This window comes from Williamsia muralis, assembly GCF_051487485.1.
Lineage (GTDB): Bacteria > Actinomycetota > Actinomycetes > Mycobacteriales > Mycobacteriaceae > Williamsia > Williamsia muralis_B.
Map to the genome: position 1 here is coordinate 360,029 of NZ_JAHVCV010000005.1, position 26,744 is coordinate 386,772.

At 66.2% G+C, this 26,744-nt stretch carries 24 protein-coding genes; 23 read left to right on the forward strand and 1 reads right to left on the reverse strand.

The window, feature by feature from the left end; translation table 11 throughout:
• The first annotated feature begins 4 nt into the window (after nt 1–4).
• The 3 genes from nadA (at nt 5) to KXR83_RS15950 (ending at nt 3,131) form a co-directional block, all read left to right on the forward strand.
• Complete coding sequence (nadA, locus tag KXR83_RS15940; RefSeq protein WP_023960993.1) at nt 5–1,024, forward strand: quinolinate synthase NadA; 1,020 nt, start codon at nt 5–7, stop codon at nt 1,022–1,024.
• Nucleotides 1,021–1,890: a carboxylating nicotinate-nucleotide diphosphorylase gene (gene nadC / locus KXR83_RS15945; RefSeq protein ID WP_437425639.1), complete on the forward strand. Its 870-nt coding sequence runs from the start codon at nt 1,021–1,023 to the stop codon at nt 1,888–1,890. Before nadA ends, nadC begins: the two co-directional genes overlap by 4 nt.
• A gap of 227 nt (nt 1,891–2,117) precedes the next feature.
• The gene (locus KXR83_RS15950; protein WP_437425856.1) at nt 2,118–3,131 is read left to right on the forward strand and encodes an NAD(P)-dependent alcohol dehydrogenase; all 1,014 of its coding nucleotides are present in this window, start codon (nt 2,118–2,120) and stop codon (nt 3,129–3,131) included.
• A gap of 12 nt (nt 3,132–3,143) precedes the next feature.
• Here the strand turns inward: KXR83_RS15950 and KXR83_RS15955 are convergent, their stop codons facing one another.
• A complete protein-coding gene (locus KXR83_RS15955) occupies nt 3,144–3,560 on the reverse strand; it encodes a phage holin family protein (RefSeq protein WP_023960987.1) in 417 nt (138 codons plus the stop codon).
• 108 nt (nt 3,561–3,668) lie between these two features.
• On the opposite strand from KXR83_RS15955, the gene hisD reads away from it, so the two are divergent.
• From hisD to KXR83_RS16055, 20 genes are all read left to right on the forward strand, one after another.
• Entirely contained in the window at nt 3,669–5,015 is a 1,347-nt protein-coding gene (hisD, locus tag KXR83_RS15960; protein WP_437425857.1) for a histidinol dehydrogenase, read from the forward strand.
• The gene (locus KXR83_RS15965) at nt 5,012–6,142 is read left to right on the forward strand and encodes a histidinol-phosphate transaminase (protein ID WP_437425640.1); all 1,131 of its coding nucleotides are present in this window, start codon (nt 5,012–5,014) and stop codon (nt 6,140–6,142) included. The genes hisD and KXR83_RS15965 overlap by 4 nt, the downstream gene beginning before the upstream one ends.
• Nucleotides 6,139–6,759 carry an imidazoleglycerol-phosphate dehydratase HisB gene (gene hisB, locus KXR83_RS15970; protein ID WP_116914736.1) on the forward strand — a complete coding sequence of 207 codons (621 nt, stop codon included), beginning with the start codon at nt 6,139–6,141 and terminating at the stop codon, nt 6,757–6,759. Before KXR83_RS15965 ends, hisB begins: the two co-directional genes overlap by 4 nt.
• Nucleotides 6,756–7,415 carry an imidazole glycerol phosphate synthase subunit HisH gene (gene hisH / locus KXR83_RS15975; RefSeq protein WP_437425641.1) on the forward strand — a complete coding sequence of 220 codons (660 nt, stop codon included), beginning with the start codon at nt 6,756–6,758 and terminating at the stop codon, nt 7,413–7,415. The genes hisB and hisH overlap by 4 nt, the downstream gene beginning before the upstream one ends.
• 37 nt (nt 7,416–7,452) lie before the next feature.
• Nucleotides 7,453–7,707 (forward strand): hypothetical protein, encoded by a 255-nt coding sequence (locus tag KXR83_RS15980; protein ID WP_023960977.1) that lies wholly within the window; start codon nt 7,453–7,455, stop codon nt 7,705–7,707.
• An 8-nt stretch (nt 7,708–7,715) separates the two neighbouring features.
• Entirely contained in the window at nt 7,716–8,456 is a 741-nt protein-coding gene (priA, locus tag KXR83_RS15985; protein ID WP_437425642.1) for a bifunctional 1-(5-phosphoribosyl)-5-((5-phosphoribosylamino)methylideneamino)imidazole-4-carboxamide isomerase/phosphoribosylanthranilate isomerase PriA, read from the forward strand.
• A gap of 13 nt (nt 8,457–8,469) precedes the next feature.
• Entirely contained in the window at nt 8,470–9,330 is an 861-nt protein-coding gene (locus tag KXR83_RS15990; RefSeq protein WP_437425643.1) for an inositol monophosphatase family protein, read from the forward strand.
• The gene (hisF, locus tag KXR83_RS15995) at nt 9,327–10,100 is read left to right on the forward strand and encodes an imidazole glycerol phosphate synthase subunit HisF (protein WP_023960971.1); all 774 of its coding nucleotides are present in this window, start codon (nt 9,327–9,329) and stop codon (nt 10,098–10,100) included. Before KXR83_RS15990 ends, hisF begins: the two co-directional genes overlap by 4 nt.
• Nucleotides 10,101–10,131: 31 nt before the next feature.
• Nucleotides 10,132–10,479, forward strand: a complete 348-nt coding sequence (hisI, locus tag KXR83_RS16000) for a phosphoribosyl-AMP cyclohydrolase (protein WP_437425644.1) — start codon at nt 10,132–10,134, stop codon at nt 10,477–10,479.
• Nucleotides 10,480–10,548: 69 nt separating this feature from the next.
• Nucleotides 10,549–10,731: a tautomerase family protein gene (locus KXR83_RS16005; protein WP_062799426.1), complete on the forward strand. Its 183-nt coding sequence runs from the start codon at nt 10,549–10,551 to the stop codon at nt 10,729–10,731.
• Nucleotides 10,732–10,764: 33 nt separating this feature from the next.
• Nucleotides 10,765–12,333 carry an anthranilate synthase component I gene (locus KXR83_RS16010; protein WP_437425645.1) on the forward strand — a complete coding sequence of 523 codons (1,569 nt, stop codon included), beginning with the start codon at nt 10,765–10,767 and terminating at the stop codon, nt 12,331–12,333.
• On the forward strand, nt 12,330–13,112 hold the full coding sequence (locus KXR83_RS16015) for a Trp biosynthesis-associated membrane protein (RefSeq protein ID WP_437425646.1): 783 nt from the start codon (nt 12,330–12,332) through the stop codon (nt 13,110–13,112). Before KXR83_RS16010 ends, KXR83_RS16015 begins: the two co-directional genes overlap by 4 nt.
• A 141-nt stretch (nt 13,113–13,253) precedes the next feature.
• The gene (gene trpC, locus KXR83_RS16020) at nt 13,254–14,072 is read left to right on the forward strand and encodes an indole-3-glycerol phosphate synthase TrpC (protein WP_030172965.1); all 819 of its coding nucleotides are present in this window, start codon (nt 13,254–13,256) and stop codon (nt 14,070–14,072) included.
• 14 nt (nt 14,073–14,086) lie between these two features.
• The gene (trpB, locus tag KXR83_RS16025; RefSeq protein WP_437425647.1) at nt 14,087–15,376 is read left to right on the forward strand and encodes a tryptophan synthase subunit beta; all 1,290 of its coding nucleotides are present in this window, start codon (nt 14,087–14,089) and stop codon (nt 15,374–15,376) included.
• A complete protein-coding gene (gene trpA / locus KXR83_RS16030; protein ID WP_437425648.1) occupies nt 15,369–16,208 on the forward strand; it encodes a tryptophan synthase subunit alpha in 840 nt (279 codons plus the stop codon). Before trpB ends, trpA begins: the two co-directional genes overlap by 8 nt.
• Entirely contained in the window at nt 16,205–17,701 is a 1,497-nt protein-coding gene (gene lgt / locus KXR83_RS16035) for a prolipoprotein diacylglyceryl transferase (protein ID WP_437425649.1), read from the forward strand. The genes trpA and lgt overlap by 4 nt, the downstream gene beginning before the upstream one ends.
• A gap of 148 nt (nt 17,702–17,849) precedes the next feature.
• Entirely contained in the window at nt 17,850–22,421 is a 4,572-nt protein-coding gene (gene gltB, locus KXR83_RS16040) for a glutamate synthase large subunit (protein WP_437425650.1), read from the forward strand.
• Nucleotides 22,414–23,919, forward strand: a complete 1,506-nt coding sequence (locus KXR83_RS16045; RefSeq protein WP_437425651.1) for a glutamate synthase subunit beta — start codon at nt 22,414–22,416, stop codon at nt 23,917–23,919. The genes gltB and KXR83_RS16045 overlap by 8 nt, the downstream gene beginning before the upstream one ends.
• 118 nt (nt 23,920–24,037) lie before the next feature.
• Nucleotides 24,038–25,456: a pyruvate kinase gene (pyk, locus tag KXR83_RS16050; protein ID WP_030172983.1), complete on the forward strand. Its 1,419-nt coding sequence runs from the start codon at nt 24,038–24,040 to the stop codon at nt 25,454–25,456.
• A 388-nt stretch (nt 25,457–25,844) separates the two neighbouring features.
• Nucleotides 25,845–26,726, forward strand: a complete 882-nt coding sequence (locus tag KXR83_RS16055; RefSeq protein WP_116914730.1) for an acyl-CoA thioesterase — start codon at nt 25,845–25,847, stop codon at nt 26,724–26,726.
• Nucleotides 26,727–26,744 lie beyond the last annotated feature (18 nt).

Sequence of the window (26,744 nt, forward strand, 5' to 3'; positions counted from 1 at the left end):
GGACATGACCACCACGGAACTCCCGATCGGCTCTACCGCACCTCTCTACACCGGAGTCGACCCCACGCCCGAATGGTTCGCCGAGATCAAGCGCCTGGCCAAGGCACGCAACGCGACCTTGCTGGCCCACAACTATCAGTTGCCTGCCATCCAGGACGTCGCCGACCACGTGGGCGACTCCCTTGCGCTGTCGCGCATCGCGGCCGAGGCCGAGACCGATGAGATCATCTTCTGCGGCGTGCACTTCATGGCGGAGACGGCCAAGATCCTCAGCCCTGACAAGCGGGTGCTCATCCCGGACGAGCGGGCCGGATGTTCGCTCGCGGACTCCATCACCGCCGAGGACCTGCGGGCCTGGAAGGCCGACTACCCGGATGCGGTGGTCGTCTCGTACGTCAACACGACAGCAGAGGTGAAGGGTCTCACCGACATCTGCTGCACGTCGTCGAACGCCGTCGACGTGGTCAACTCCATCGACCCCGACCGTGAGGTGCTGTTCCTCCCTGACCAGTTCCTGGGAGCCCACGTCAAGCGGGTGACCGGCCGCACGAACATGCAGATCTGGGCCGGCGAGTGCCACGTGCATGCCGGAATCAACGGTGACGAGCTGACGGAAAAGTCCCGGACCCACCCGGACGCCGAGTTGTACGTGCACCCCGAATGTGGTTGCGCCACTTCGGCTCTCTACCTCGCGGGCGAGGGCTTCGTACCGGCGGACAAGGTCAAGATCCTCTCCACCGGTGGGATGCTCGACGCCGCCCGCGCCACCGGCGCAACCCAGGTGCTGGTGGCCACCGAGGTCGGCATGCTGCACCAGCTGCGCAAGGCCGCTCCGGACGTCGACTTCCAGGCAGTCAACGACCGCGCGTCCTGCCCGTACATGAAGATGATCACCCCGGCCGCTCTGCTGCGTTGCCTCACCGAGGGCAAGGACGAGGTGCACGTCGACGCCGCCACGGCCGAGCGCGCCCGGCTGAGCGTGCAGCGGATGATCGAGATCGGCAACCCGGGGTCGGGGGAGTGACGGCGGACAACCCTGCCGGCACCGCCGAGGTCGCCGCGCTGATCGCGACCGCACTGGACGAGGATCTGCGCTACGGACCCGACGTCACCACGGCCGCAACGGTTCCCGAGGGAGCCGTTGCGACCGTGGCACTCGGCAGCCGGCAATCCGGTGTACTCGCCGGCCTCGACGTCGCACTGCAGGTGTTCGATGCGGTGATCGGCAGCGGCGCGTACGAGGTGCTCGACCGCCTCGAGGACGGCGCGGTGGTCGAACCCGGCACAGTCGTCGCGACATTGCGTGGCCCGGTCGGCGGACTGCTTGTCGCCGAACGCACCGCATTGAACCTCCTGTGTCACCTGTCGGGGATCGCCACCGCCACCGCACAGTGGGTCGCCGAGCTCGACGGCACCGGCGCCAAAGTCCGTGATTCTCGAAAGACGTTGCCCGGCATGCGATCGCTCCAGAAATACGCGGTGCGGTGTGGCGGGGGAGAGAACCACCGCATGGGCCTGGGCGACGCTGCGCTGATCAAGGACAACCACGTGGCCGCGGCGGGTTCTGTCACGGCCGCCCTGCAGGCGGTGCGTGCCGCGGCGCCGGACCTGCCGTGTGAGGTCGAGGTGGACTCGCTCGAACAGCTCGACGAGGCCCTGGGACTGGAGGCGGAGCTGGTGCTGCTGGACAACTTCCCGTTGTGGCAGACCCAGATGGCCGTGCAGCGCAGGAACTCGCGGTCGCCGAAGACCAAACTCGAGTCCTCGGGTGGTCTGAGTCTTGATGTCGCCGAGGACTACGCCCGAACCGGTGTCGACTACCTCGCTGTCGGAGCGTTGACCCACTCGGTCATCGCACTCGACCTCGGGTTCGATTGGGTCAGCGACTAGTTCTACGCAGAGGCCGGATTTGTGTCCGTCCGCAGGTTCTGCAACTCCTACACATGAACGCAAGGCCTGCGTTCGCGCGAACTCGGCGAACGGGACCGGGGACATATGCGTCTGTACGATTGAATACGGCGCTCGACTGAATACGGCGCTCGACGCCATTCATTCGCATCACCCACGCCAATCCCCTGGAGGTAGAACACGTGCCGACCGTCAATGCCTACGCCGCGATGTCCGCGACGGAAGAGCTGGTCCCCACCACCATCAACACTCGTGAGGTGGGTCCGCACGATGTTCGCATCGCGGTTGCGTACGCCGGGATCTGCCACTCGGACATCCGCACCGCTCGCAACGAATGGGGTAACACCGCCTACCCCGTCGTGCCCGGCCACGAGATCGCGGGAACCGTCTCGGAGATCGGTTCCGAGGTGACCAAGTACCAGGTCGGCGACCGGGTGGGCGTCGGGTGTTTTGTCGATTCATGCCGTGAGTGCGAGGCCTGTGTCCTCGGCCAGGAGCAGTACTGCAGGCGCGGGATGGTCGGCACCTACAACTCGACCGGTCGCAACGGCGAACCGACCACCGGTGGATACGCCCAAGAAGTGGTGGTCGATGCGAATTACGTGCTCCGCATCCCCGATTCTCTGGGGCTCGATGTGGCAGCTCCGCTGTTGTGCGCCGGGATCACCACCTACTCGCCTTTGCGGCACTGGGGTGCGGGGCCGGGCAAGCGGGTCGCGATCATCGGTCTCGGCGGACTGGGCCACATGGGCGTCAAGATCGCTGCGGCCATGGGCGCCGAGGTGAGTGTGATCTCGCAATCTCTCAAGAAGATGGAAGACGGACTGCGGCTCGGCGCGCAGCACTATTACGCCACCGACGACCCGGCGACGTTCAAGCAACTGCGTGGAAAGTTCGATCTCATCATCAACACGGTGTCGGTCAACTTCGACATCAACAAGTACATGGGCATGCTCGCGCTGAACGGCACGCTGGTGGAACTCGGGCTGCCGGAGAAGCCGATCTCCGTCCGGGCGATGTCCCTGACCGCGAACCGGCGTTCGCTGGCCGGCTCGATGATCGGTGGCATTGCCGAAACCCAGGCGATGCTGGATTTCTGCGCCGAGCACGATCTGGGTTCGGAGATCGAGGTCATCCCCGCACAGCAGATCAACGAGGCCTACGAGCGGGTGATCGCTTCCGACGTCCGCTACCGGTTTGTCATCGACAACTCGACGCTGTGAACCCGGCGGTCGTCATCTGAACGTCTGACGCGCCTGTCTGCGATCTCTCGATCTGCGATCGGGAACAAGCGCGCCGAGCAGGAAGTTGACGATCGAGATGATCACCGACCCCCACACTGCGGTCCAGAACCCGTCGATGCTGAGCCCGAACTCGGTGGAGTCGGTGATCCACGCAGTCAACAGCAACATCAAAGCGTTGATGACCAGCGTGAACAAGCCCAGCGTAAGGATCAGCAGGGGGATCGACAGCAGTTTCACCACCGGCTTGATCGCGGTGTTCACCACGGTGAACACCAGGGCGATGAACAGGACGATCAGGACCTGTGCGGACGTGTCGCGGCCGTCGGTGGCGATGGAGATGCCGGTGACGAGCGCCGCGGCCATCCAGATCGCGATGGCGTTGATCAGCAGGCGGACGACGAAGACCATGTGCTGATCCTAGGGCCGCCGGTGAAAACGGCTGGCCGCACCGCATATCCTTGAACTCAGATCCGTAGCACTATGGATCGCCGACCCACCCGTCAGGAGTATTCGCCGATGCTTGCCCGCACCGACCTACGCGGTGCCCGTGCCACCACTGCTCAACTGCGCCGGGCGATGCCGCGCGGCGCGACCGACGTCGACGCAGTCCTCGGACAGGTCAAGCCGGTGATCGACGCGATCCGCGACCGCGGGGCCGAGGCCGCCCTGGAGTACGGGAAGAAGTTCGACGGCGTCGCACCCGACACCGTGCGGGTCCCGACCGAGCTGATCGACCAGGCCCTGGCCGACATCGACCCGGACGTCCGCGCCGCGCTCACCGAATCCATCGACCGGGCTCGCAAGGTGCACGCCGACCAGCGTCGGACCGATGTGACAACTGAGGTCAGTCCGGGCGGAACGGTGACCGAGCGCTGGATCCCGGTGAGCCGCGTGGGTCTGTACGTGCCCGGCGGCAACGCCGTGTATCCGTCCAGCGTCGTGATGAATGTGGTGCCTGCCCAGGAAGCCGGCGTCGACACCCTGGTGGTCAGTTCCCCGCCCCAGGGACAGTTCGGCGGCAGGCCACACCCGACCATCTTGGCGGCGTGCGCGCTCCTCGGGGTCACCGAGGTGTGGGCGGTGGGCGGCGCGCAGGCGGTGGCATTGCTCACCTACGGCGGCACCGACACCGATGGCACCGACCTGGATCCGGTCGACCTCATCACCGGCCCCGGCAACATCTACGTCACCGCCGCAAAACGGTTGTGCCGCAGCGTTGTCGGTATCGACTCGGAGGCGGGGCCCACCGAGATCGCGATCCTCGCGGACGATTCGGCGAACCCGGTCAATGTGGCCGCCGATCTCATCAGTCAGTCCGAGCACGATGTGATGGCTGCGTCCGTCCTGGTCACCGACAGCACGGCCTTGGCCGATGCCGTGGAGGCCGAACTCGAAGTACAGATCGAGCGCACCACACACAGCGAACGGGTACGCACCGCACTGGGCGGATCGCAGTCAGGTGTGATCCTCGTCGACGACATCGAACAGGGGTTGCGGGTGGTCAATGCCTATGCGGCCGAGCACCTGGAGATCCAGACTCGCGACGCCAAGAGTGTTGCGGCGCAGGTGCACAGCGCCGGCGCCATCTTCGTCGGTGACTTCTCGCCGGTCAGTCTGGGTGACTACTGTGCGGGTTCCAATCACGTGCTGCCCACATCGGGGTCGGCTCGGTACAGTTCGGGTCTGTCGGTACAGACGTTCTTGCGTGGGGTCCACGTCATCGACTACGACGAGGCCGCTCTCAAAGAGGTCTCCGGACATGTCCAGACACTTGCGCGTGCCGAGGATCTGCCCGCCCACGGCGAAGCTGTCCGACTCCGGTTCGCCGGCGCGGTGGACAGTACCGGCGGCGAGCAGTGGTGAGCGCTCCCAGCAGCCGCATCGGGTTGGACGACCTTCCGCTCCGCGAGTCGCTGAGGGGCCAATCACCCTATGGCGCACCGCAACTGGAAGTCCCCTATCGGCTCAACACCAACGAGAACCCGCACCCACCGTCGCAGGCACTGGTCGACGACCTGGCAGAATCGGTGCGTGCTGCGGCAAGTCAGTTGCACCGCTATCCCGATCGCGACGCAGTTGCCCTGCGCGCGGATCTCGCCGCATACCTCACCACCCGGACCGGCGTCCGGCTCGGTGTCGAGAACCTGTGGGCAGCAAACGGATCCAATGAAGTGCTGCAGCAGTTGTTGCAGGCCTTCGGAGGGCCCGGACGTACGGCACTCGGATTCGTACCCTCGTACTCGATGCATCCGATCATCTCCACGGGCATCGACACCACCTGGATCGAAGCCAAGCGCAGCGCCGACTTCTCGTTCGACCTCGACGTGGCACTGGCCGCGATCGAGGAACTGCGGCCCGACGTGGTGTTCCTGACGTCGCCCAACAATCCGACGGGTGGCTCGATACCGCTGGACGAGATGCGGGCAGTCGCGGCGGCCGCGCCCGGCATCGTCATCGTCGACGAGGCCTATACGGAGTTCTCCGCGGCACCGAGCGCTGTGGCGCTGATCGAGGAGTTCCCGGCCACGGTTGTTGTCAGCCGGACCATGAGCAAGGCGTTCGCCTTCGCCGGAGGACGGCTCGGTTACCTGGCCGCCGACCCGGCGATGATCGACGCCCTGCTGCTGGTCCGTCTGCCGTATCACCTCTCGGTGATCACGCAGGCTGCCGCGCGCGCGGCACTGCGGCACGCCGACGACACCCTCGCGGGAGTCGCGGCCATCGTCGCCGAGCGCGAACGGGTCACCGCCGGACTGACCGACCTCGGCTTCCACGTGATCGACTCCGACGCCAACTTCATCCTGTTCGGCGACTTCGCCGACGCCACCGCCAGCTGGCAGCACTATCTCGACGGCGGCGTACTGATCCGGGACATGCACATCGCCGGGCATCTGCGTGCGACCATCGGCCTGCCCGCCGAGAACGACGCGCTGCTGGCACGCAGTGCCGAACTGGCCGGCTCCGACCTCGTAGGAGGACAACAACAATGACAACTCAGGCTCGCGTCGCTCGGATTGAGCGCACCACCCGCGAATCATCCATCACCGTCGAGATCAACCTCGACGGCACCGGCGTCACCGAGATCTCCACCGGAGTGGCCTTCTACGACCACATGCTCACCGCGTTCGGGGCACACGGCAGTTTCGACCTGACCGTCGCGGCGAAGGGCGACGTGGAGATCGAGGCGCATCACACCGTCGAGGACACCGCGATCGTGCTCGGTCAGGCGATTCGGCAGGCGCTGGGTGACAAGTCGGGTATCCGCCGCTTCGGCGACGCATGGATTCCCATGGACGAGACGCTCGCGCAGGCGATCGTCGACGTCTCGGGCCGGCCCTACTGCGTGTTCACCGGAGAACCCGACCACCTCCTCACCAGCACGATCGGTGGCAATCCCGGTGTGCCGTACCACACGGTCATCAACAAGCACGTCTTCGAATCCCTTGCGATGAACGCACAGATCGCATTGCATGTCCGCACGCTGTACGGACGCGACCCCCACCACATCACCGAGGCGCAGTTCAAGGCAGTGGCACGCGCTCTACGGGCTGCGGTGGAACCAGACCCACGGGTGAGCGGGGTTCCCTCGACGAAAGGTGCGCTGTGAGCAACACCGAGAGCGGCACCGAAGGCCGCACAGTCGCAATTCTCGACTACGGATCAGGCAATCTGCGCTCGGCGCAGCGAGCGCTCGAGCGCACCGGTGCCGACGTCACGGTCACCTCGGACGCCCACACGGCACTGGAGGCCGACGGACTCGTCGTGCCCGGCGTCGGAGCTTTCGCCACATGTATGGAAGGGCTGCGCGAGATCAAAGGCGACCGCATCATCGATGATCGGCTCGCCGGCGGTCGCCCGGTATTGGGTATCTGCGTCGGGATGCAGATCCTGTTCGAACGGGGCGTCGAGTTCGGTGTCGAGGCCGACGGGTGTGGACAGTGGCCGGGAACGGTCAGTGCGCTGCAGGCCCCGGTGCTCCCGCACATGGGATGGAACACCGTTGAGACCGAACCGGATTCGGTCCTGTTCGAGGGTATGGCCCCGGAGGAGCGGTTCTATTTTGTGCACTCGTATGCGGCGCAGTCGTGGGAACTGCACTCCGAGGGACATTTCAAACCCGCGAAGCTCACGTGGTCCGAACACGGTGGTCGATTCCTTGCCGCCGTCGAGAACGGGCCACTGAGTGCGACCCAGTTCCACCCGGAGAAGTCCGGTGACGCCGGAGCCCGGCTCCTGCGCAACTGGGTGCGGTCGTTGAAGTGAGCCCGACCTGCCCGACCGCGATCACACGCGGACGGCGATGAGCCCGGCGCGCCAGTTCTCGTTTGCCCGGCTCGCCGTGTTCGCACTCGGCGCCGGCACGGCGGTTCTGGTGCTCTCGGTGCCGGTGGTGATCTGGTTGGCGCAGGTCGCGCCGCTGGCCGCCCTGGTCGTCGCGCTGCTGGCGCTGGTGGTCGCGGTGGCGGCGATGGGTATTGTGGCCAACCGGATGGTCGACCGGGCAGCCCATGCCGACGATGCCGAGATCGACCCGAAGAACACCGAAAGGGATTGACACACAGCATGAGCTCACGACTTGAACTGCTTCCGGCGGTCGACGTGGCCGATGGCCAGGCGGTGCGGCTGGTGCAGGGTGCCGCAGGCAGCGAGACGTCCTACGGTTCTCCGCGGGAGGCCGCACTGACGTGGCAGCGCGACGGTGCCGAGTGGGTGCATCTGGTGGACCTCGACGCGGCGTTCGGCCGGGGCAGCAACCGCGAGTTGCTGGCCGAGGTGATCGGTGAGCTGGACGTGAAGGTCGAACTGTCGGGCGGTATCCGCGACGACGATTCCCTGAAGGCGGCGCTCGCCACCGGTTGTGCGCGGGTGAACCTCGGCACCGCTGCGCTGGAGAACCCAGAGTGGTGCTCGCGCGCGATCGCCGAACACGGCGACCGGATCGCGGTGGGCCTGGACGTCCAGTTCGTCGACGGCTCGTACCGGCTCCGCGGGCGGGGTTGGGTGTCCGACGGCGGCGACCTGTGGGAAGTTCTGACCCGGCTCGAGCGCGACGGCTGTAGCCGCTACGTCGTCACCGACGTGACGAAGGACGGCACCCTCACCGGGCCCAATCTCGAACTGCTGCGCGAGGTCACCTCGAAGACCGATGCCCCCGTCGTCGCCTCAGGTGGGGTGTCGACTCTCGACGACCTCGTCGCGATCGCCGGACTGGTCGACGCTGGCGTCGAAGGCGCCATCGTGGGCAAGGCGCTTTATGCCGGGCGGTTCACTCTGGTGGAGGCGCTTGCGGCGGTGTCGTCATGAACGTCGAACCCGCATGACCGCCACCGACGTCCCCGATTTTCCGGCCGACCTCGATCCGAATCGTCTGCTCGCCACCGCGGCCGACGTGCTCGACTCGGTCACCGGCCGTTTTCGCGATGGCCTGGGTGCACCCAGCGCGATCACCAAGGGGCACACCGACTTTGCCACCGAGTTCGATCTGGAACTGGAACGGATCATCTCGGCCGAACTGCAGGAGCGCACCGGTATCGGTGTGCACGGCGAGGAGTACGGCGGACCCGACCTCACCGAAGGCACCGTCTGGGTGGTCGATCCGATCGACGGCACGTTCAACTACTCGGCCGGGGTGCCGGTGGCCGGGATCCTGCTGGCGCTGCTGCACAACGGACTGCCGGTGCTGGGACTCACATGGCTCCCGCTCTCGGATCTGAAGTACGCCGGGTTCGTGGGTGGCGGACTCACCTGCAACGGCAAGCTGCTCGATCCGCTGCCGACCCTTCGGCTCGACGAGGCGATGCTGGCGTTCGGTGCATTCAACCTCGACAGCCGCGGGCGCTATCCCGGGTCCTTCCGGGTGGAGTTGCTCGGCGAACTCAGCAGACGCACCGCTCGACTGCGTCTGTTCGGCAGCACCGGCTTCGACCTGGCTCTGACCGCCGGCGGCCAGATCAACGGCGCGATCAGCTTCGGCCACCACGCCTGGGACAACGCGGCGGGGGCCGCGCTGGTGCTGGCTGCTGGTGGCCAGATCAGTGACCTCGCGGGCGACCCGTGGACGGTCAACTCGCCGTCCATCCTGGCCGCTGGGCCGGGCGTGCACGGCGAACTGGTCGAGCTCATCTCGCAGCTCGGCGATCCACGTGCGTTCGAGGTTCCGAAGGAGAAGTACCGATGACGGTCGCCGTACGGGTCATCCCGTGTCTGGACGTTGATGCCGGCCGTGTGGTCAAAGGGGTCAATTTCCAGAACCTGCGCGACGCCGGTGACCCTGTGGAACTGGCCGCCGCGTACGACGCGGACGGGGCCGACGAGCTCACGTTCCTCGATGTCACCGCCTCCAGTGGAAACCGCGGCACCATGCTCGATGTGGTCAAGCGCACCGCCGATCAGGTGTTCATCCCGCTCACCGTGGGCGGCGGTGTCCGCACGGTCGCCGACGTGGATCGACTGTTGCGCGCCGGTGCGGACAAGGTGGGTGTGAACACCGCCGCCATCGCCAATCCCGATGTGCTCGGCGAGATGAGCCGGCACTTCGGATCGCAGTGCATCGTGCTCTCCGTCGACGCCCGCACTGTGCCCGACGGTGAGTCACCGACCCCGTCGGGTTGGGAGGTCACCACCCACGGAGGCCGTAAGGGCACCGGCATCGACGCGGTCGAATGGGCCAGGCGCGGCCAGGACCTCGGGGTCGGAGAGATCCTGTTGAACTCGATGGACGCGGACGGCACCAAGAACGGTTTCGATCTCGACATGATCACCGCCGTCCGGGCAGCGGTGCAGGTCCCGGTGATCGCCAGTGGCGGAGCGGGCGCGCTGGAACATTTTGTCCCTGCGGTGCGTTGCGGGGCAGACGCGGTGCTGGCCGCCTCGGTGTTCCATTTCGGTCAGCTCACCATCGGCCAGGTCAAGGATGCGATGCGGGCCGAGTCCATCCCGGTTCGCTAGCGCGCGGCCCGTTTCAACCCCAGGAGTTCCCATGTCGCTCGACCCGGAATTGGCCGGCAAGCTCAAGCGCAATGCCGACGGTCTGATCTGCGCGGTGGTGCAAGAAGCCGGGACCGGCGATGTGCTGATGGTCGCGTGGATGGATGACGACGCCCTCGAACGAACCCTGACCACCCGTGAGGCCACGTACTTCTCCAGATCACGCGGCACCCAGTGGATCAAGGGCGCCACCAGTGGTCACACCCAGAAGGTTCTCGAGGTGCGCCTGGACTGTGACGCCGACACCGTGCTGCTCACGGTCGAGCAGACCGGCGGGGCTTGCCACACCGGCGACCACAGTTGTTTTGACGCGGACGTTCTCTTCGCCTCCATTACGTGAGCCCTCCTTTCAGAACCCACAGCGACCGCAGAATCCAGCGACGCAGAACGAGCGAACAGTGAGGCCGACATGCCGTTGATCCAGATCTCTCAGACCCCGGGACTCAGCGACCGGGTCAAGCGCGAGACCATCGCCGCGGTCACCGAGGCCTACGCCCGCGCGACGGGAAAGAACCCGGATTCCGTGTGGGTCACGATCACCGAGGTACCGCGCACGCAGTGGGGTGTCGGTGGGGAACCGCTCGGTCAATAGCGGCGGCCGACCGGGACGAAGTCGGTTGATGAAATGATGGTCGGGATGCCGAACAAGACCACAGCCGCCGCACCCGCCGGCGGTTTCTCAGACACCACCACGCTGGCCGAGTTCCTCGACCTCGCCGCCGACCATCGGGTGGTCCCGGTGACCCGCAAGGTTCTCGCCGACGCGGAAACACCGCTGTCGACGTACCACAAACTGGCCGGCGACCGGCCCGGTACCTTCTTGCTGGAGTCGGCGGAGAACGGGCGTTCGTGGTCTCGATGGTCGTTCATCGGGGCGGGTTCACCGTCTGCGTTGACCTCCGTCGACGGTGAGGCGACGTGGTGGGGGACCAGGCCGGCCGGGGCGCCTTCGGGCGGCGACCCACTTGCCGCACTCGCCGAGGCGTTGAAGATCCTGGCGACGGACCGGCTGCCCGGCTTGCCTCCGTTGACCGGCGGGTTCGTCGGGTTCCTGGCATACGACGCCGTTCGGCGGCTCGAGCGTCTGCCCGACACCACCGAGAACGATCTGCACCTGCCCGAGATGCTGATGATGCTCGCCACCGACATCGCAGCGGTCGACCACCACGAGGGCACCATCACGCTGATCGCCAACGCGGTCAACTGGGATGGCACCGCCGAACGCGCCGAGCTCGCCTATGCCGATGCGCTCGCCCGGCTCGACACGATGACAGAGGCGCTCGCCGCTCCCGCTCCCTCGACGGTGTCCACCTATCGGCCGGTCGAGCCCGAGTTCACTGCTCAGCGCACCCGCGAGGAGTACGGCACCATCGTCACCAGCCTCGTGTCGGAGATCGAGGCAGGCGAGGCATTCCAGGTTGTACCGTCCATGCGTTTCGAGATGCAGACCGATGCCGATCCGATCGACGTGTACCGGGTGCTGCGCACCACGAACCCCAGCCCGTACATGTACCTCCTGCGCATCCCCGGCATCGGACGCCCGGACTTCACCATCGTCGGATCCAGTCCGGAAGCCCTTGTGACCGTGAAAGATTCGGTGGCAACCACTCATCCGATCGCGGGTACCCGCTGGCGTGGGGACACCGAGGCCGACGACCTGCTGCTCGAGAAGGATCTGCTGGCGGACGAGAAGGAGAACTCCGAGCACCTGATGCTCGTGGATCTGGGACGCAACGATCTCGGCCGCGTCTGCGAACCGGGCACCGTGCAGGTCAGCGACTACCGGCACATCGAGCGGTACAGCCATGTCATGCACCTGGTGTCCACGGTGTCGGGCCATCTGCGTGATGACAGCACCGCTCTCGACGCGGTGAACGCGTGCTTCCCGGCGGGCACCCTGACCGGAGCCCCCAAGGTGCGCGCGATGGAGCTGATCGACGAGCACGAGAAGACGCGACGTGGTCTGTACGGGGGTGTGGTCGGTTACCTCGACTTCGCCGGCGACGCGGACACCGCCATCGCGATCCGTACCGCGGTGATGACCGAGGGGCGGGCCTACGTGCAGGCCGGAGGAGGCGTGGTGGCCGACAGTCAGGCTGACTACGAGTACAACGAGGCGAGCAACAAGGCGCGAGGTGTCCTCAAGGCCATTGCCGCCGCCGAGACGATGTCACGAGTGGGTGGCGACCGATGACCGAATCCGGCGATACGGCAAACCCCGGCGAACCGTCCTCCAGTGAGGCGGTTGCCGGCAGTCGCGGCGGCGGACGTGGCCGGCGACTCGGCGTGATCGCCGTTCTGCTGGGAGTGGCGGCGGTCGCGTTCTGGGCCGCCTCTCGCATGACGTGGGCCGAACTGATCGCCGCAGACGGAATGGCGCCGCCTCGCACGTTCACGGTCAAGGGGTCCGACTGGACGTTGCTGTTGACCCCGCTCGCGATAGTCCTGCTGGCCGGGATCGCTGCGGCCGCCTCGCTGCGTGGCTGGGCGTTGCGAATCGCCGCCGTCATCGTCGCGGCAATCGCCGTCCTCGGGATCCTGCCCGCGATCACCCTACTCACCGGTGATGACCACACGACCTACGCCGCGAAGGTGATCGACATGCCGGCGCGGTATCAGCCGCTCGAGGTCGACACCTCGGTGCTACCAGGCATCGTCGTGCTTCTCGGTGCGCTGGCAGCGGTGCTCGGCGCCGTGGTCATGCTGCAGACAGCCGCCCTGGACGCCCCCATGTCGTCGAAGTACAAATCGCCTGCGGCACGCCGGGCCGAGCTCGAGGAACAGGTGTTCGCCAAGCGGGAGGCCGACAAGAAGTCGGGGCGGATCTCCGGCTCGACCGACCCCCAGCAGAGCGGACGCACCTCGTCGACCGAGGCGGCCGCGGACGGTGCACCGAACAACGAACGCATGCTCTGGGACGCCCTCGACACAGGCGATGATCCGACCGTCGGTCCGTCGGATCGGCAACCGTGACGCGTCTCACGTACCGGCCCGGTACCCCGAATCCGAACGGTATGGCAGCGCAGCTACCCTTTGTGTACGGAAATCACGAGCAGCTGTGGCCGTTAGCGTGTTGCGCGCAACCTCGCCAGTAGCGTGAGAAAGGGGTTGATCATGAGCACGCAAACCGTCCTTGACTCGATACTTGCCGGAGTGAAGGCAGACGTCGCCGCACGTGAGTCCGTGATCGACTTCGCGTCCATCAAGGCCGCCTCGGCCAAAGCGCCGGAACCCAAGGACGCCCAGGCCGCATTGCGGGAACCCGGTATCGGTGTCATCGCCGAGGTGAAGCGGGCCAGCCCGTCCAAAGGCGACCTGGCCGACATCATCGATCCGGCCGCACTGGCCACCGCATACGAGTCCGGCGGAGCCCGGATCATCAGCGTGCTCACCGAGGAACGAAAGTTCCGCGGTTCGCTCGCTGACCTCGACGCGGTTCGCGCCGCGGTACAGGTGCCTGTCCTCCGCAAAGACTTCATCGTGGGGCCCTACCAGATCCACGAGGCGCGGGCCCATGGCGCCGACGTCATCCTGCTCATCGTCGCCGCGCTCGAACAGAACGTCCTGGCGTCGCTGCTCGACCGCACCGAGTCGCTCGGGATGACCGCGCTGGTGGAGGTCCACACCGAAGAAGAAGCCGACCGGGCCCTGCAGGCCGGTGCGTCGGTGGTGGGCGTCAACGCCCGCAATCTCAAGACCCTCGAAGTCGACCGGGACAGCTTTGCGCGTATCGCTCCCGGTTTGCCCACCGAGGTCATCCGGATCGCCGAGTCCGGAGTACGCGGCACCGCCGACCTGCTGGCCTACGCCGGCGCCGGCGCGGATGCCGTGCTGGTCGGGGAGGGGCTGGTCACCTCAGGTGACCCGCGCGCCGCGGTATCCGAACTGGTGACCGCCGGAACCCACCCGTCCTGTCCCAAACCAGTCCGTTAGGCCTTCGCCGCAACATGACGTCTTCGTCCTCATCTGCTTCACCGTCCCAGTCGTTCTCGGATCTGCCCCCGGCCAGTGCCGGGCTGGCCGGCCGGACGTCGTTCGAACCGGATCGCGGCGGGCACTTCGGTGTCTACGGCGGACGGCACGTCCCCGAGGCCTTGATGGCCGTCATCGAAGAAGTGACCGCGGCCTACGAGAAGGTGCGTTCGGACGACGAGTTCCTCGGGGAGCTCGACCGGCTCCAGCGCGACTACACCGGTCGCCCGTCACCGATGTACGAAGCGCGGCGACTATCCGAACTCGCGGGCGGTGCACGTATCTTCCTCAAACGAGAAGATCTGAACCACACGGGTTCTCACAAGATCAACAACGTGCTCGGCCAGGCGTTGCTCGCGAAGAAAATGGGCAAGAACCGCATCATCGCCGAAACCGGGGCCGGCCAACACGGTGTGGCCACCGCGACCGCCTGCGCGATGCTGGGCCAGGAATGCATCATCTACATGGGTCGCGTCGACACCGAACGGCAGGCGCTCAACGTCGCCCGGATGCGACTGCTCGGTGCGTCGGTCGTGGCGGTCGAAACCGGCTCTGCCACTTTGAAAGACGCTATCAACGAGGCGATGCGTGACTGGGTGACCAACGCCCACGACACGTACTACTGCTTCGGTACCGCGGCCGGTCCGCACCCGTTCCCGATGATGGTCCGAGACCTGCAACGAGTGGTCGGGCTCGAGGCGCGCCAGCAGATCCAGCAAGCGGCGGGTCGACTGCCCGACGCGGTCGTCGCCTGCGTCGGCGGCGGTTCGAATGCGATCGGAATCTTCCACCCGTTCCTCGAGGACACCGACGTTCGGCTGATCGGCTACGAGGCTGCCGGCGACGGCGTCGACACCGGCCGGCACGCGGCCACGTTCACCGGCGGTACCCCGGGTGCCTTCCAGGGTGCGTACTCCTACCTCTTGCAAGACAGTGATGGTCAGACCACCGAGTCGCACTCCATCTCGGCCGGACTGGACTACCCGGGCGTCGGACCCGAGCACGCACACCTCAAGGACATCGGGCGAGCCGAATACCGGCCGATCACCGATACCGAGGCGATGGACGCACTGGCGCTTCTGAGTCGCAAGGAGGGCATCATCCCGGCGATCGAATCGGCACACGCCGTCGCCGGTGCCCTCAAACTCGGCCAGGAACTCGGTCCTGACTCGATCATCGTGGTCAACCTGTCCGGACGTGGTGACAAAGACGTCGACACCGCCGCCAAGTGGTTCGGACTCTTCGAAGTGGATGGTCATGTCTGAATCCCCAACGGCCGACTCCCGGCTCGGCCCCCTGTTCGCCCGTTGCCGCGAGGAGAAGCGCAGCGCGCTGATCGGATACCTGCCGGTGGGCTACCCGGATCTTCCGGGCTCGCTGGACGCGATGCGCACCATGGTCGACGCCGGCTGCGACATCATCGAGGTCGGGGTCCCGTACTCCGATCCGGTCATGGACGGACCGACGATCCAGGACGCGGCCGACCAGGCATTGCGGTCGGGTGTGCGGGTCCGGGACGTGTTCACCGCGGTCGAGGCGATCTCCGACGCGGGTGGCAGCGCAGTGGTGATGACCTACTGGAACCCCGTTCTCCAATACGGGGTCGACGCGTTTGCGCGTGACCTCGCCGGCGCCGGCGGCCTGGGCTTGATCACCCCCAACCTGATCCCCGAGGAAGCAGACAACTGGATCGCTGCGTCCCACGAGCACCATCTCGACCGCATCTTCTTGGTGGCACCGTCGTCCACCGAGGAGCGGTTGGCCATGACACTCGAGGCCAGCAGCGGCTTCGTCTACGCGGCCTCCACGATGGGCGTCACCGGCGCCCGCGACAGCGTCTCCACCATGGCTCCGGAACTCTGCGCCCGCATCCGTCTGCACTCGGACATCCCGATCGGGGTCGGACTGGGTGTACGCAGCAAGGCGCAGGCCGCCGAGATCGCCGGGTACGCCGACGGCGTGATCGTCGGATCCGCTCTGGTGAGTGCGGTGGCCGAAGGCGGTGACGCGCTTCGTGCCCTGACTGCCGAACTCGCCGAAGGCGTCCGGGCGACATACGCCGGACAAGACCCGGTGTCCACCGAGGTCCCTTCGTGACCACCGAGCTGCTGGCGTACATCCCCAGCCCCTCGCAGGGTGTCTGGCATCTCGGTCCTTTCCCGCTGAGGGCCTACGCGCTCTGCATCATCGTCGGCATCGTCGTCGCGATCTGGTGGGGCAACCGACGCTGGATCGCCCGGGGCGGCCGTGATGGCGAAGTGCTGGACGTGGCCATCTGGGCGGTTCCGTTCGGTCTGATCGGTGGCCGCATCTACCACGTGATCACCGACTGGAACACGTACTTCGGCGACGGTGCGAAAGAACCGGTCGACGCCTTCAAGATCTGGGACGGCGGACTGGGTATCTGGGGCGCCGTGGCCTTCGGTGCCCTCGGCGCATGGATCGGGGCCCGCCGCGCCGGGATCAAGCTTCCGCCCTTCGGCGATGCCATCGCTCCACCGATTTTGCTCGCCCAGGCCATCGGCCGACTGGGCAACTGGTTCAACCAGGAACTCTATGGAGACCGGACCGATCTGCCCTGGGGCCTGAAGATCTACGAGAGGTCGGATTCCTCGGGCTTCACCAGCCCCAACCTCATCGACGGCAAGTCCACCGGCGAGGTCTACGCGATCGTGCAGCCCACGTTCCTCTACGAGCTGCTGTGGAACCTGCTGATCGTGGCCGCACTGATCATCATCGACCGTCGGTTCCGCATCGGCCACGGGCGGCTGTTCGCGCTCTACGTGGCCGGCTACTGCGTCGGGCGCTTTGTCATCGAAACCCTCCGGACCGACCCGGCCACCATGCTGTGGGACATCAGGATCAACCTGTTCACCTCTGCGCTGGTGTTCGTCTGCGCTGCCCTGTATGTGGTCATCGCGCCCAAGGGCCGGGAGACGCCGCACGACATCTATCACCCAGGTGCGGCCCCCGAGGACGGACCCACCGAGCACCCCGTCGACGGGTACGTCGAAGACGAACGCGAACCGGCGACGGTTGCTGCGGCGGGCACCGCGAAGAACTCCGACGACGGTGCGAGCCAGACACGGCGCGTCGATCTCGACAAGCCGGCCGACTCGACCGGGCCGGCCGCCGAGCTCGAGTCCGAGGCGCCGTCGACGACGACCGCCAAGGCAACACCAGCCGAGGCCACGCCGGGCGAGACCGCACCCGACGCGAATGCACCGGCGGAGACCGGCGCGGCCGAGCCTGCGGACACCGCGGATAGCGAGACGGTGGACAAGCCTGCGTCTGCAGGAGCCACCGCAGTAACGACCGGGACGGCAGGGGAGGACACCTCCGCGACGGACAAGGCCGAGCCTGAGACGGTGGAGTCTGAGACGGCCGAGCCTGAGACAGGAGAGCCCGAGACGCCCGACCCCGAGACGCCCGCGCCTGAGACGTCGGAGCTGCCTCCGCCGCCCCCTGACGATCTGCCCCCGGATCCCGACATCGAGACCCCCGGGGACCCGAAGCTCGACAAGGCCGCGAAGCCGTATCGGAAGCCCAAGCCCGACACCGCAACCGGGGCCGACGAGAGCTCGAACTGACCCGGTCTTCCCTCCACATTTGCTGCTAACATCGGAACTTACGCCACTGTGAAGTTCGCAGCGGCGTGTTCACCCCACGGGCCAGAGACGTCCTGAGGATTGCTGGCTGGTTCCCTCGCGAGGCGGGGGCAAGGCGTGGAGGTCGGATTTGCTGTTCTCTCAGCTCCCCGAAGCCCAGGGTCTGTACGACCCGGACAACGAAGTCGATTCCTGTGGTGTGGCGATGGTTGCCGACATCCACGGACGACGTTCCCATTCGATCGTCGCCGACGGCCTTTTGGCCCTCGAGAACCTCGATCACCGCGGTGCGGCCGGAGCTCAGACCAACAGCGGGGACGGCGCCGGCATCCTGATGCAGGTTCCTCACGCCTTCTTGCGTGAGGTGGTCGAGTTCGACCTGCCTCCAGCAAACCTCAATGGCGAGAACACTTTTGCCGCGGGAATCTGCTTTCTTCCTGCCGACCCGGACGCCCGACGACGTGCGATCACCCGGGTGGAGGACATCGCCGCCGAGGAGAACCTCCGGATCTTGGGCTGGCGTGACCTGCCCGTCGAGGTGGATGAAGCGGACATCGGTGAGACGGCGCGGGGCTGCATGCCGTTCATGAGCCAGTTGTTCGTCAGCGGACCACTCGACGACGACGGCATCGCACCGTCGGGGCTCGATCTCGACCGGCTCGTGTACCCGCTGCGTAAACGCGCGGAGCGGGTGACACCGGACCTCGAGGCCGACGGCAGCGGATTGTATTTCGCCTCGTTGTCCAGTCGCACCATCGTCTACAAGGGCATGCTCACCACCAAACAGTTGCCGCTCTACTACCCGGATCTGCGCGATGAGCGGGCCGAGAGTGCCATAGCGATCGTGCACTCGCGGTTCTCCACCAACACCTTCCCGTCCTGGCCCCTGGCGCACCCGTTCCGGTTCGTCGCCCACAACGGGGAGATCAACACCGTTCGGGGCAACCGAAATCGCATGCGGGCCCGCGAAGCGCTTCTGGACACCGACCTGATCCCCGGCGACCTCAAGCGGCTGTTCCCGATCTGCACCCCCGATGCTTCCGACTCCGCGTCGCTCGATGAGGTGTTGGAGCTGCTGCACCTCGGTGGCCGCAGCGTGCCGCACTGCGTGATGATGATGGTGCCCGAGGCCTGGGAGAACGTGCCCGACATGGATCCTCGGCGCCGCGCGTTCTGTCAGTTCCACGCCTCGATGATGGAGGCCTGGGACGGCCCCGCTTGCGTCACCTTCACCGACGGCACGATGGTCGGTGCAGTGCTCGACCGCAATGGACTGCGGCCCGGGCGCTGGTGGCAGACCCGCGACGGACGAGTGGTCCTCGCCTCCGAAGCGGGCGTACTCGACATCCCCACCGACGACATCGTCGCCAAGGGCCGTCTTGAGCCGGGCAAGATGTTCCTGATCGACACCGCGGAGGGCCGGCGGATCACCGATGAGGAGATCAAGGGTCAGCTGATCGGTGAACAACCGTACGAGGAGTGGCTGCACGCCGGACTGCTCGAACTGGCCAGGCTCCCGGAGCGTCCCCGGTTCCTTCCGACCCACGAAAGTGTGGTCCGCAGGCAGGTGTCGTTCGGGTACACCGAAGAGGACCTGCGCGTACTGATCACCCCGATGGCTGCCTCGGGGTACGAGGCGCTGGGCTCGATGGGCACCGACACCCCGATCGCCGTGCTGTCACAGCGTTCGCGTCTGCTCTACGACTACTTTGTGGAACTGTTCGCGCAGGTCACCAATCCGCCGCTGGACGCGATCCGCGAGGAGATCGTGACCTCCATGGCTCGTGTGATGGGTCCCGAGCAGAATCTGTTGCACCCGAGTGCGGCGTCGTGCCGGCAGATCTTGCTGCCCTGGCCGGTGTTGAACAACGATGAACTGGCCAAGATCGTCCACATCAACGACGACGGCAATCATCGGGGCCTGGCTGCCAAGGTGTTGCGCGCGCACTACCCGGTCGCTGAGGGGGGACCAGGTCTGGAACGCGCGCTCGAAGAACTGCGCAGGCGGGCCAGTGAGGCGATCGCGAACGGCTATTCGACGCTGGTGATCAGTGACCGCGAGGCCGACCGGGACAATGCTCCGATCCCGTCGTTGCTCGCGACGTCTGCCGTGCACCACCATCTGATCCGCACGAAGGAACGCACCCGGGTCGGTCTTGTCGTCGAGACCGGTGATGCGCGAGAGGTGCACCACGTGGCGCTGCTCATCGGCTTCGGGGCTGCGGCGGTGAACCCGTATCTGGCATTCGAGACCATCGAAGACCTCGTCCGCGAAGGCGAACTCACCGGCGTCACCCCGTCGAAGGCGGTCCGCAACTACTTGCAGGGACTGGGCAAGGGTGTGCTCAAGGTGATGAGCAAGATGGGCATCTCGACCGTTGGAAGCTACACGGCTGCACAGTGTTTCGAAGCCGTTGGCCTCTCCGGTGACCTCGTGAGGGAGTACTTCACCCGTACGGTGTCGCGCATCGGCGGGGTCGGACTGGACGAACTGGCCGAGGAGGTCCGGATTCGTCATCACCGGGCCTACCCGCCCAACCCGACCGAGCAGGTCTACCGCCGGCTCGAGGTCGGTGGCGAATACCAGTACCGCCGTGAAGGTGAGCTGCACCTGTTCAGCCCGGAGACGGTGTTCTTGTTGCAGCACGCCAGCAAGTCCGGCCGAACCGACGTCTATCGCAAATACACCGACGAGGTGAACCGGCTCTCGCGTGAGGGCGGAACACTGCGTGGGTTGTTCGAGTTCGACACCGAGGGTCGCGAACCGATCCCACTCGACGAGGTCGAATCGATCGAGTCGATCATGACGCGGTTCAACACCGGCGCGATGAGCTACGGGTCGATCTCGGCCGAGGCGCACGAGACGATCGCCATCGCCATGAACAGCATCGGTGGACGGTCCAACTCGGGCGAGGGCGGCGAGGACACCGATCGGCTCTACGACCCGACTCGCCGTAGCGCGGTGAAGCAGGTGGCCTCGGGGCGCTTCGGTGTCACCAGCGACTACCTCGTCAACGCGACCGACATCCAGATCAAGATGGCGCAGGGTGCCAAGCCGGGTGAGGGTGGGCAGCTGCCCGCCTACAAGGTGTACCCGTGGATCGCCAAGACCAGGCACTCCACGCCGGGTGTTGCGCTCATCTCGCCGCCCCCGCACCACGACATCTATTCGATCGAAGACCTGGCCCAGCTGATCCACGACCTCAAGAACGCCAACCCGCAGGCGCGCATCCACGTCAAGCTGGTCAGCGCGATGGGTGTGGGTACGGTCGCGACCGGTGTGTCCAAGGCCCATGCCGACGTGGTGCTCATCTCCGGCCACGACGGCGGGACGGGTGCGTCTCCGCTGACCTCGCTCAAACACGCGGGTACACCGTGGGAGATCGGCCTTGCCGATGCCCAACAGACGTTGATGCTCAACGGTTTACGCGATCGGATCACCGTCCAGTGTGATGGGGCGCTACGCACCGGCCGAGACGTCATGGTCGCTGCGTTGCTCGGCGCCGAGGAGTTCGGATTCTCCACCGCCCCGCTGATCGTGGCCGGCTGCATCATGATGCGGGTCTGCCATCTCGACACCTGCCCGGTGGGTGTGGCGACGCAGAATCCCAAGTTGCGAGCCCGGTTCACGGGCAAGGCCGAGCACATCGTGAACTTCTTCAAGTTCGTCGCCGAGGATGTGCGTGAACATCTCGCGATGCTCGGATTCAGGACCCTCGATGAAGCGATCGGACGTTCCGATGCGCTTCACACCGCCCCGGGGGTGGCGCACTGGAAGTCGAAGGGGGTCGACCTGTCGCCGATCTTCCACAGGGCCGACACCGACTCGCCGCGGCGACGGACCCGCGAGCAGTACCACGCCCTCGACAAGGCGCTGGACCAGACTTTGATCCAGCTAGCGGAGGGAGCGCTCGAAGATGCGCACCCGGTGACCCTCGACCTCCCCGTTCGTAACGTCAACCGCACGGTCGGGACGCTGCTGGGGTCGGAGGTGACGCGACGGTACGGCGCAGATGGTCTGGCCGCAGACACCATCACCGTGTCGTTGACGGGGTCTGCCGGCCAATCGCTCGGAGCGTTCCTGCCCCCGGGTGTCACGCTGAAACTCACCGGCGACGCCAACGACTACGTCGGAAAGGGGTTGTGCGGCGGGAAGATCATCGTCCGGCCGCATCCCGACGCCCTGTTCATCGCCGAAGACCAGGTCATCGCCGGCAACACCATCCTGTACGGGGCCACCAGCGGCGAGGTCTATCTGCGCGGCCGAGTCGGTGAACGGTTCTCGGTGCGCAACTCCGGCGCCACCGCGGTGGTCGAAGGAGTCGGCGACCACGCCTGTGAGTACATGACGGGCGGGCGGGTGCTGATCCTCGGGCCGACCGGCCGCAACCTCGCGGCGGGGATGTCCGGTGGCATCGCCTACGTCTACCGGCTCGATCCGGGCATGGTGAACCAGGCGATGGTGGCGCTGCAGAATCCGGACCCCGACGACCTGCTGTTCCTGCACGAACACATCAGCAGACACGTCGAGCTCACGGGATCGGCGGTGGGCGCCTCGATGCTCGCCGACTGGCCGCGGCGAAGCCGCAAGTTCACCAAGGTGATGCCCACCGACTACCAGCGGGTGCTCGATGCCGCCCGGATGGCCGAAGCGGAAGGACGCGACGTGGAAGCTGCGATCATGGAGGCGGCTCGTGGCTGATCCGCGCGGATTCCTGGAAGTCGGCAAGACCGAGGCCCCGACCCGGCCGGTGTACGAACGGGTCAACGACTGGCGTGAGGTCTACGTCGACAAAGACCCCGACAAGGAGAATCAGCACGTCTCCGAGCAGGCCCGCAGGTGCATGGACTGCGGAATCCCGTTCTGCCACTCCGGATCTGCGGGCTGTCCGCTGGGCAACCTGATCCCCGAATGGAACGACCTGGTGCGCCGTGGCCGGTGGGATGCGGCCAGTGACCGCCTGCACGCCACCAACAACTTCCCCGAGTTCACCGGCAAGCTCTGCCCGGCGCCCTGCGAGGCGGCCTGCGTGCTGTCGATCTCACACGCCACCACCGGCGGCAGCGTCGCCATCAAGCGCATCGAGAAGACGATCGCCGAAGAGGCCTGGCGAGAGGGCCTCGTCGTCCCGCAGACCTCGGCGACATTGTCGGGCAAATCGGTTGCGGTGGTCGGTTCGGGGCCCGCTGGTCTGGCGGCCGCCCAACAGCTCACCCGAGCGGGTCATGCGGTGACCGTCTACGAGCGCGACGACCGCATCGGCGGTCTGCTCCGCTACGGCATCCCCGAGTACAAGATGCAGAAGTCGGACATCGATCGGCGAATCGCCCAGATGAAGGGGGAGGGCACCGAGTTCGTCACCGAGTGCAACGTCGGAGAAGACCTGACCGTCGCCGAGCTCCGCGACCGTCACGACGCCGTCGTGCTCGCTGTCGGCGCGCTGAAGGCCCGCGACAACCCCGAGGTGCCCGGACGTGAGCTGGGCGGCGTCCACCTCGCCATGGAGCATCTGGTGCCCGCCAATCGCGAGTGTGAGGGCGACGGCGCGTCACCGATCTCCGCACACGGCAAACATGTGGTGATCATCGGCGGCGGCGACACCGGAGCCGACTGCCTGGGTACCGCCCACCGGCAGGGCGCCGCGTCGGTCACCCAGCTCGACTACAACCCCGAGTTGCCACCGGAACGCGATGAGAACCTCTCACCCTGGCCGACGTGGCCGCTGATCCTGCGCGACTCCGCCGCGCACGTCGAGGGTGGCGAGCGCAGATATCAGGTTGCGGTGCAACGCTTCCTCGGTGATGACAACGGCAACGTCACCGCGATGGTGCTGGCCGAGGTCACCGTCGAACGCGACGACAACGGCAGACGAAACGTCGTGCCGGTGGGGGATGAGTTCGAAATGCCTTGCGAGATGGCCCTTTTCGCGATCGGATTCGAGGGCGTCGAACGCACGACGTTGTTGACCGACCTCGAGTTGAAGCCGAATGGCCGCGGCGCACTGTCCTGCGGCAGTGACTGGCAGACCGACACGCCCGGGGTCTTCGTCTGTGGCGATGCCCACCGTGGGGCCTCGCTGGTGGTGTGGGCGATCGCCGAGGGGCGGGCCGCGGCGCGTGGTGTCGATGAGTTCCTGATGGGCGAATCGGATTTGCCCTCACCGGTTCATCCCGCGGCGCTTCCGCTCTCGGTTCGCTGACTATGGAGTGCCGCGAAGCCACCCATGTCGGGACCAAAGGCGGAGTTCGACGTAATTTCACGTGACGTCTTGGGTGCTTACGTGGAGGAGATCGCCGACGCGGACTAGGCTCGGCGGAGTGAATCGACGTACCAAAATCGTGTGCACCCTGGGTCCTGCAACTGCAACCGACGAGCGCGTGCGTGAGTTGGTAGAGAGTGGCATGGATGTGGCCCGGCTGAACTTCAGCCACGGCAAACACGAAGACCACCGAGAAATGTACAACCGCGTGCGCAAGGCCTCCGACACCACCGGACATGCGGTGGGCATTCTCGCCGACCTGCAAGGTCCGAAGATCCGGTTGGGAACGTTCGCCGACGGGCCGGTGCAGTGGCCCGCGGGCAAGCAGGTACGGATCACGGTCGACGACTGCGAAGGCACCGCCGAACGCGTGTCCACCACCTACAAGCAGCTGGCCGTCGATGCCCGCCCAGGCGACCGACTGCTCGTCGACGACGGCAAGGTGGGGCTGACGGTCACCGACATCGACCAGAACGACGTCATCTGCACGGTCACCGAAGGCGGACCCGTCAGCAACAACAAGGGCGTCTCCCTCCCGGGGATGAACGTCTCGGTGCCGGCGATGTCCGACAAGGACGAAGCCGACCTCGAGTTCGCCCTGAAGCTCGGCGTCGACCTGATCGCGCTGTCCTTCGTGCGGTCGCCCGCCGACATCGAACTGGTCCACACCATCATGGACCGCGTGGGCCGCCGGGTCCCCGTCATCGCCAAGCTGGAGAAGCCCGAGGCCATCGACAACCTCGAAGCCGTGATCCTGGCGTTCGACGCAGTGATGGTCGCCCGCGGTGACCTCGGCGTCGAACTGCCCCTCGAAGAAGTCCCCCTGGTGCAGAAACGGGCCATCCAGATGGCCCGCGAGAACGCCAAACCGGTGATCGTCGCGACCCAGATGCTCGAGTCGATGATCGAGAACTCGCGACCCACCCGCGCCGAGGCGTCAGACGTGGCCAACGCGGTGCTCGACGGCGCCGACGCCGTCATGCTCTCCGGTGAGACCTCGGTCGGCAAGTACGTCATGGAAACCGTCCAAACCATGGCCCGCATCGTGAAAGCAGTGGAAAGCGGACCCCGCGACGTCCCACCGCTCTCACACGTCCCGCGCACCAAACGCGGCATCATCTCCTACGCCGCCCGCGACATCGGCGAACGCCTCGACGCCAAAGCCCTCGTCGCTTTCACCCAGTCCGGTGACACGGTCCGCAGGCTCGCTCGACTGCACACCCGACTGCCGCTGCTCGCGTTCACCCCGCTGCCCGAAGTACGCAGCCAACTCGCAATGAGCTGGGGCACAGAGACATTCATCGTCCCGCGCGTCGACTCCACCGACGCCATGATCCGCCAGGTAGACCAAGCCCTCCTCGAAATCGGACGCCTCAAAGTCGGCGACCAGGTGGTCATCGTCGCCGGAGCCCCTCCCGGCACCGTCGGCACCACCAACCTGATCCATGTGCACAGGATCGGTGAAGACGACCACTAGTTTGGGTCGCTCCGCCGGTGTTTGATGGCTCGCTCCGCTCGCTTTGTCGGTGTGGCCGTCATCGCGCGTTCTTCCCTCCTCTTCACATCGCTGGCGCTCGTTCATCGTCAGTCCAGAACGCGCGTGGCCACACCTCCGGGGCTCGCATCGGTCGCTTGCGCTCCCTCGCTCGGCCACACCGCCTGGGTTCGCTTTGGTCGCTGGAAGCTCACTCGCGAGTTCTGAGTGAGCGAGCGAAGCGAGTGATTGTCGCGGGTGGCCCCGCGTGCTCTGGACAGAGGAGCGAGGGAGCGCAGCGACTGAGTCGACGAAGGAAGAGCGCGTGACCCGGGCCACCAGCCCGCGAGCGGAGCGAGCCATTAGACACAGCTCAGCTAGCATTCGTCCTGTGACTGATGCCCCCGGCTCGACGTCCGACCTGAACAAACTGCTGGCGCTCTTTGATCTGGAGGAACGCGAGACCGACGTCTTCATCGGCGTCCACCCCGCGCAGGTGGGGCCGCGCACGTTCGGCGGTCAGCTGCTCGGGCAGGGTGTGGTCGCTGCGGGGCGCAGTGTTCCGCGGCCCACGCCCGTGCATGCGCTGCACGCGCATTTCATCCGCGGCGGTGACGTGACCAAACCGCTGGAATACCACGTCACCCGACTGCGAGACGGGAAACCCTTCGCCAATCGATTGGTCACCGCACTGCAGGGCGGCGAAGAGATCCTGTCCATGCTGGTCGCCTTCCAGGACAACAAGGCCGGCCTGGAGCATTCGGTTCAGATCCCCGAGGTGCCTTATCCCGAGGATCTGCCCACACTCGGTGAGCACTTCAAGGGGTTCGAAGAGCGCATCGCCATGTTCGTGAATGCGTTGCACCCCATTGACATTCGCTTCGCCAACGACCCCACGTGGAAAGTGCGCGAGTCAGGCGACACCCTGGAACACAACCGGGTGTGGATGCGCACCGACGGCCAGATGCCCGACGACCCGCTTCTGCACATCGCTGCGCTCTGCTACGCCTCGGACACCACAGTGCTCGATTCGATCCTGACAACACACGGGTTGTCCTGGGGGATCGACCGGTTGTTCGCCGCCACCGTCAATCATTCGATGTGGTTCCACCGCGAGTTCCGGTTTGATGACTGGTTGCTGTACGCAAGTGAATCGCCGGTCGCGGCCGGCTCGCGAGGGCTGGCTTCGGGACGGTTCTTCACCCGCGAGGGCTTGCTGGCGACAACCGTGGTCCAAGAAGCGCTCATCAAGTACTTCCCGCCACGCGGCTGACCAACCGCGCCGATGAGG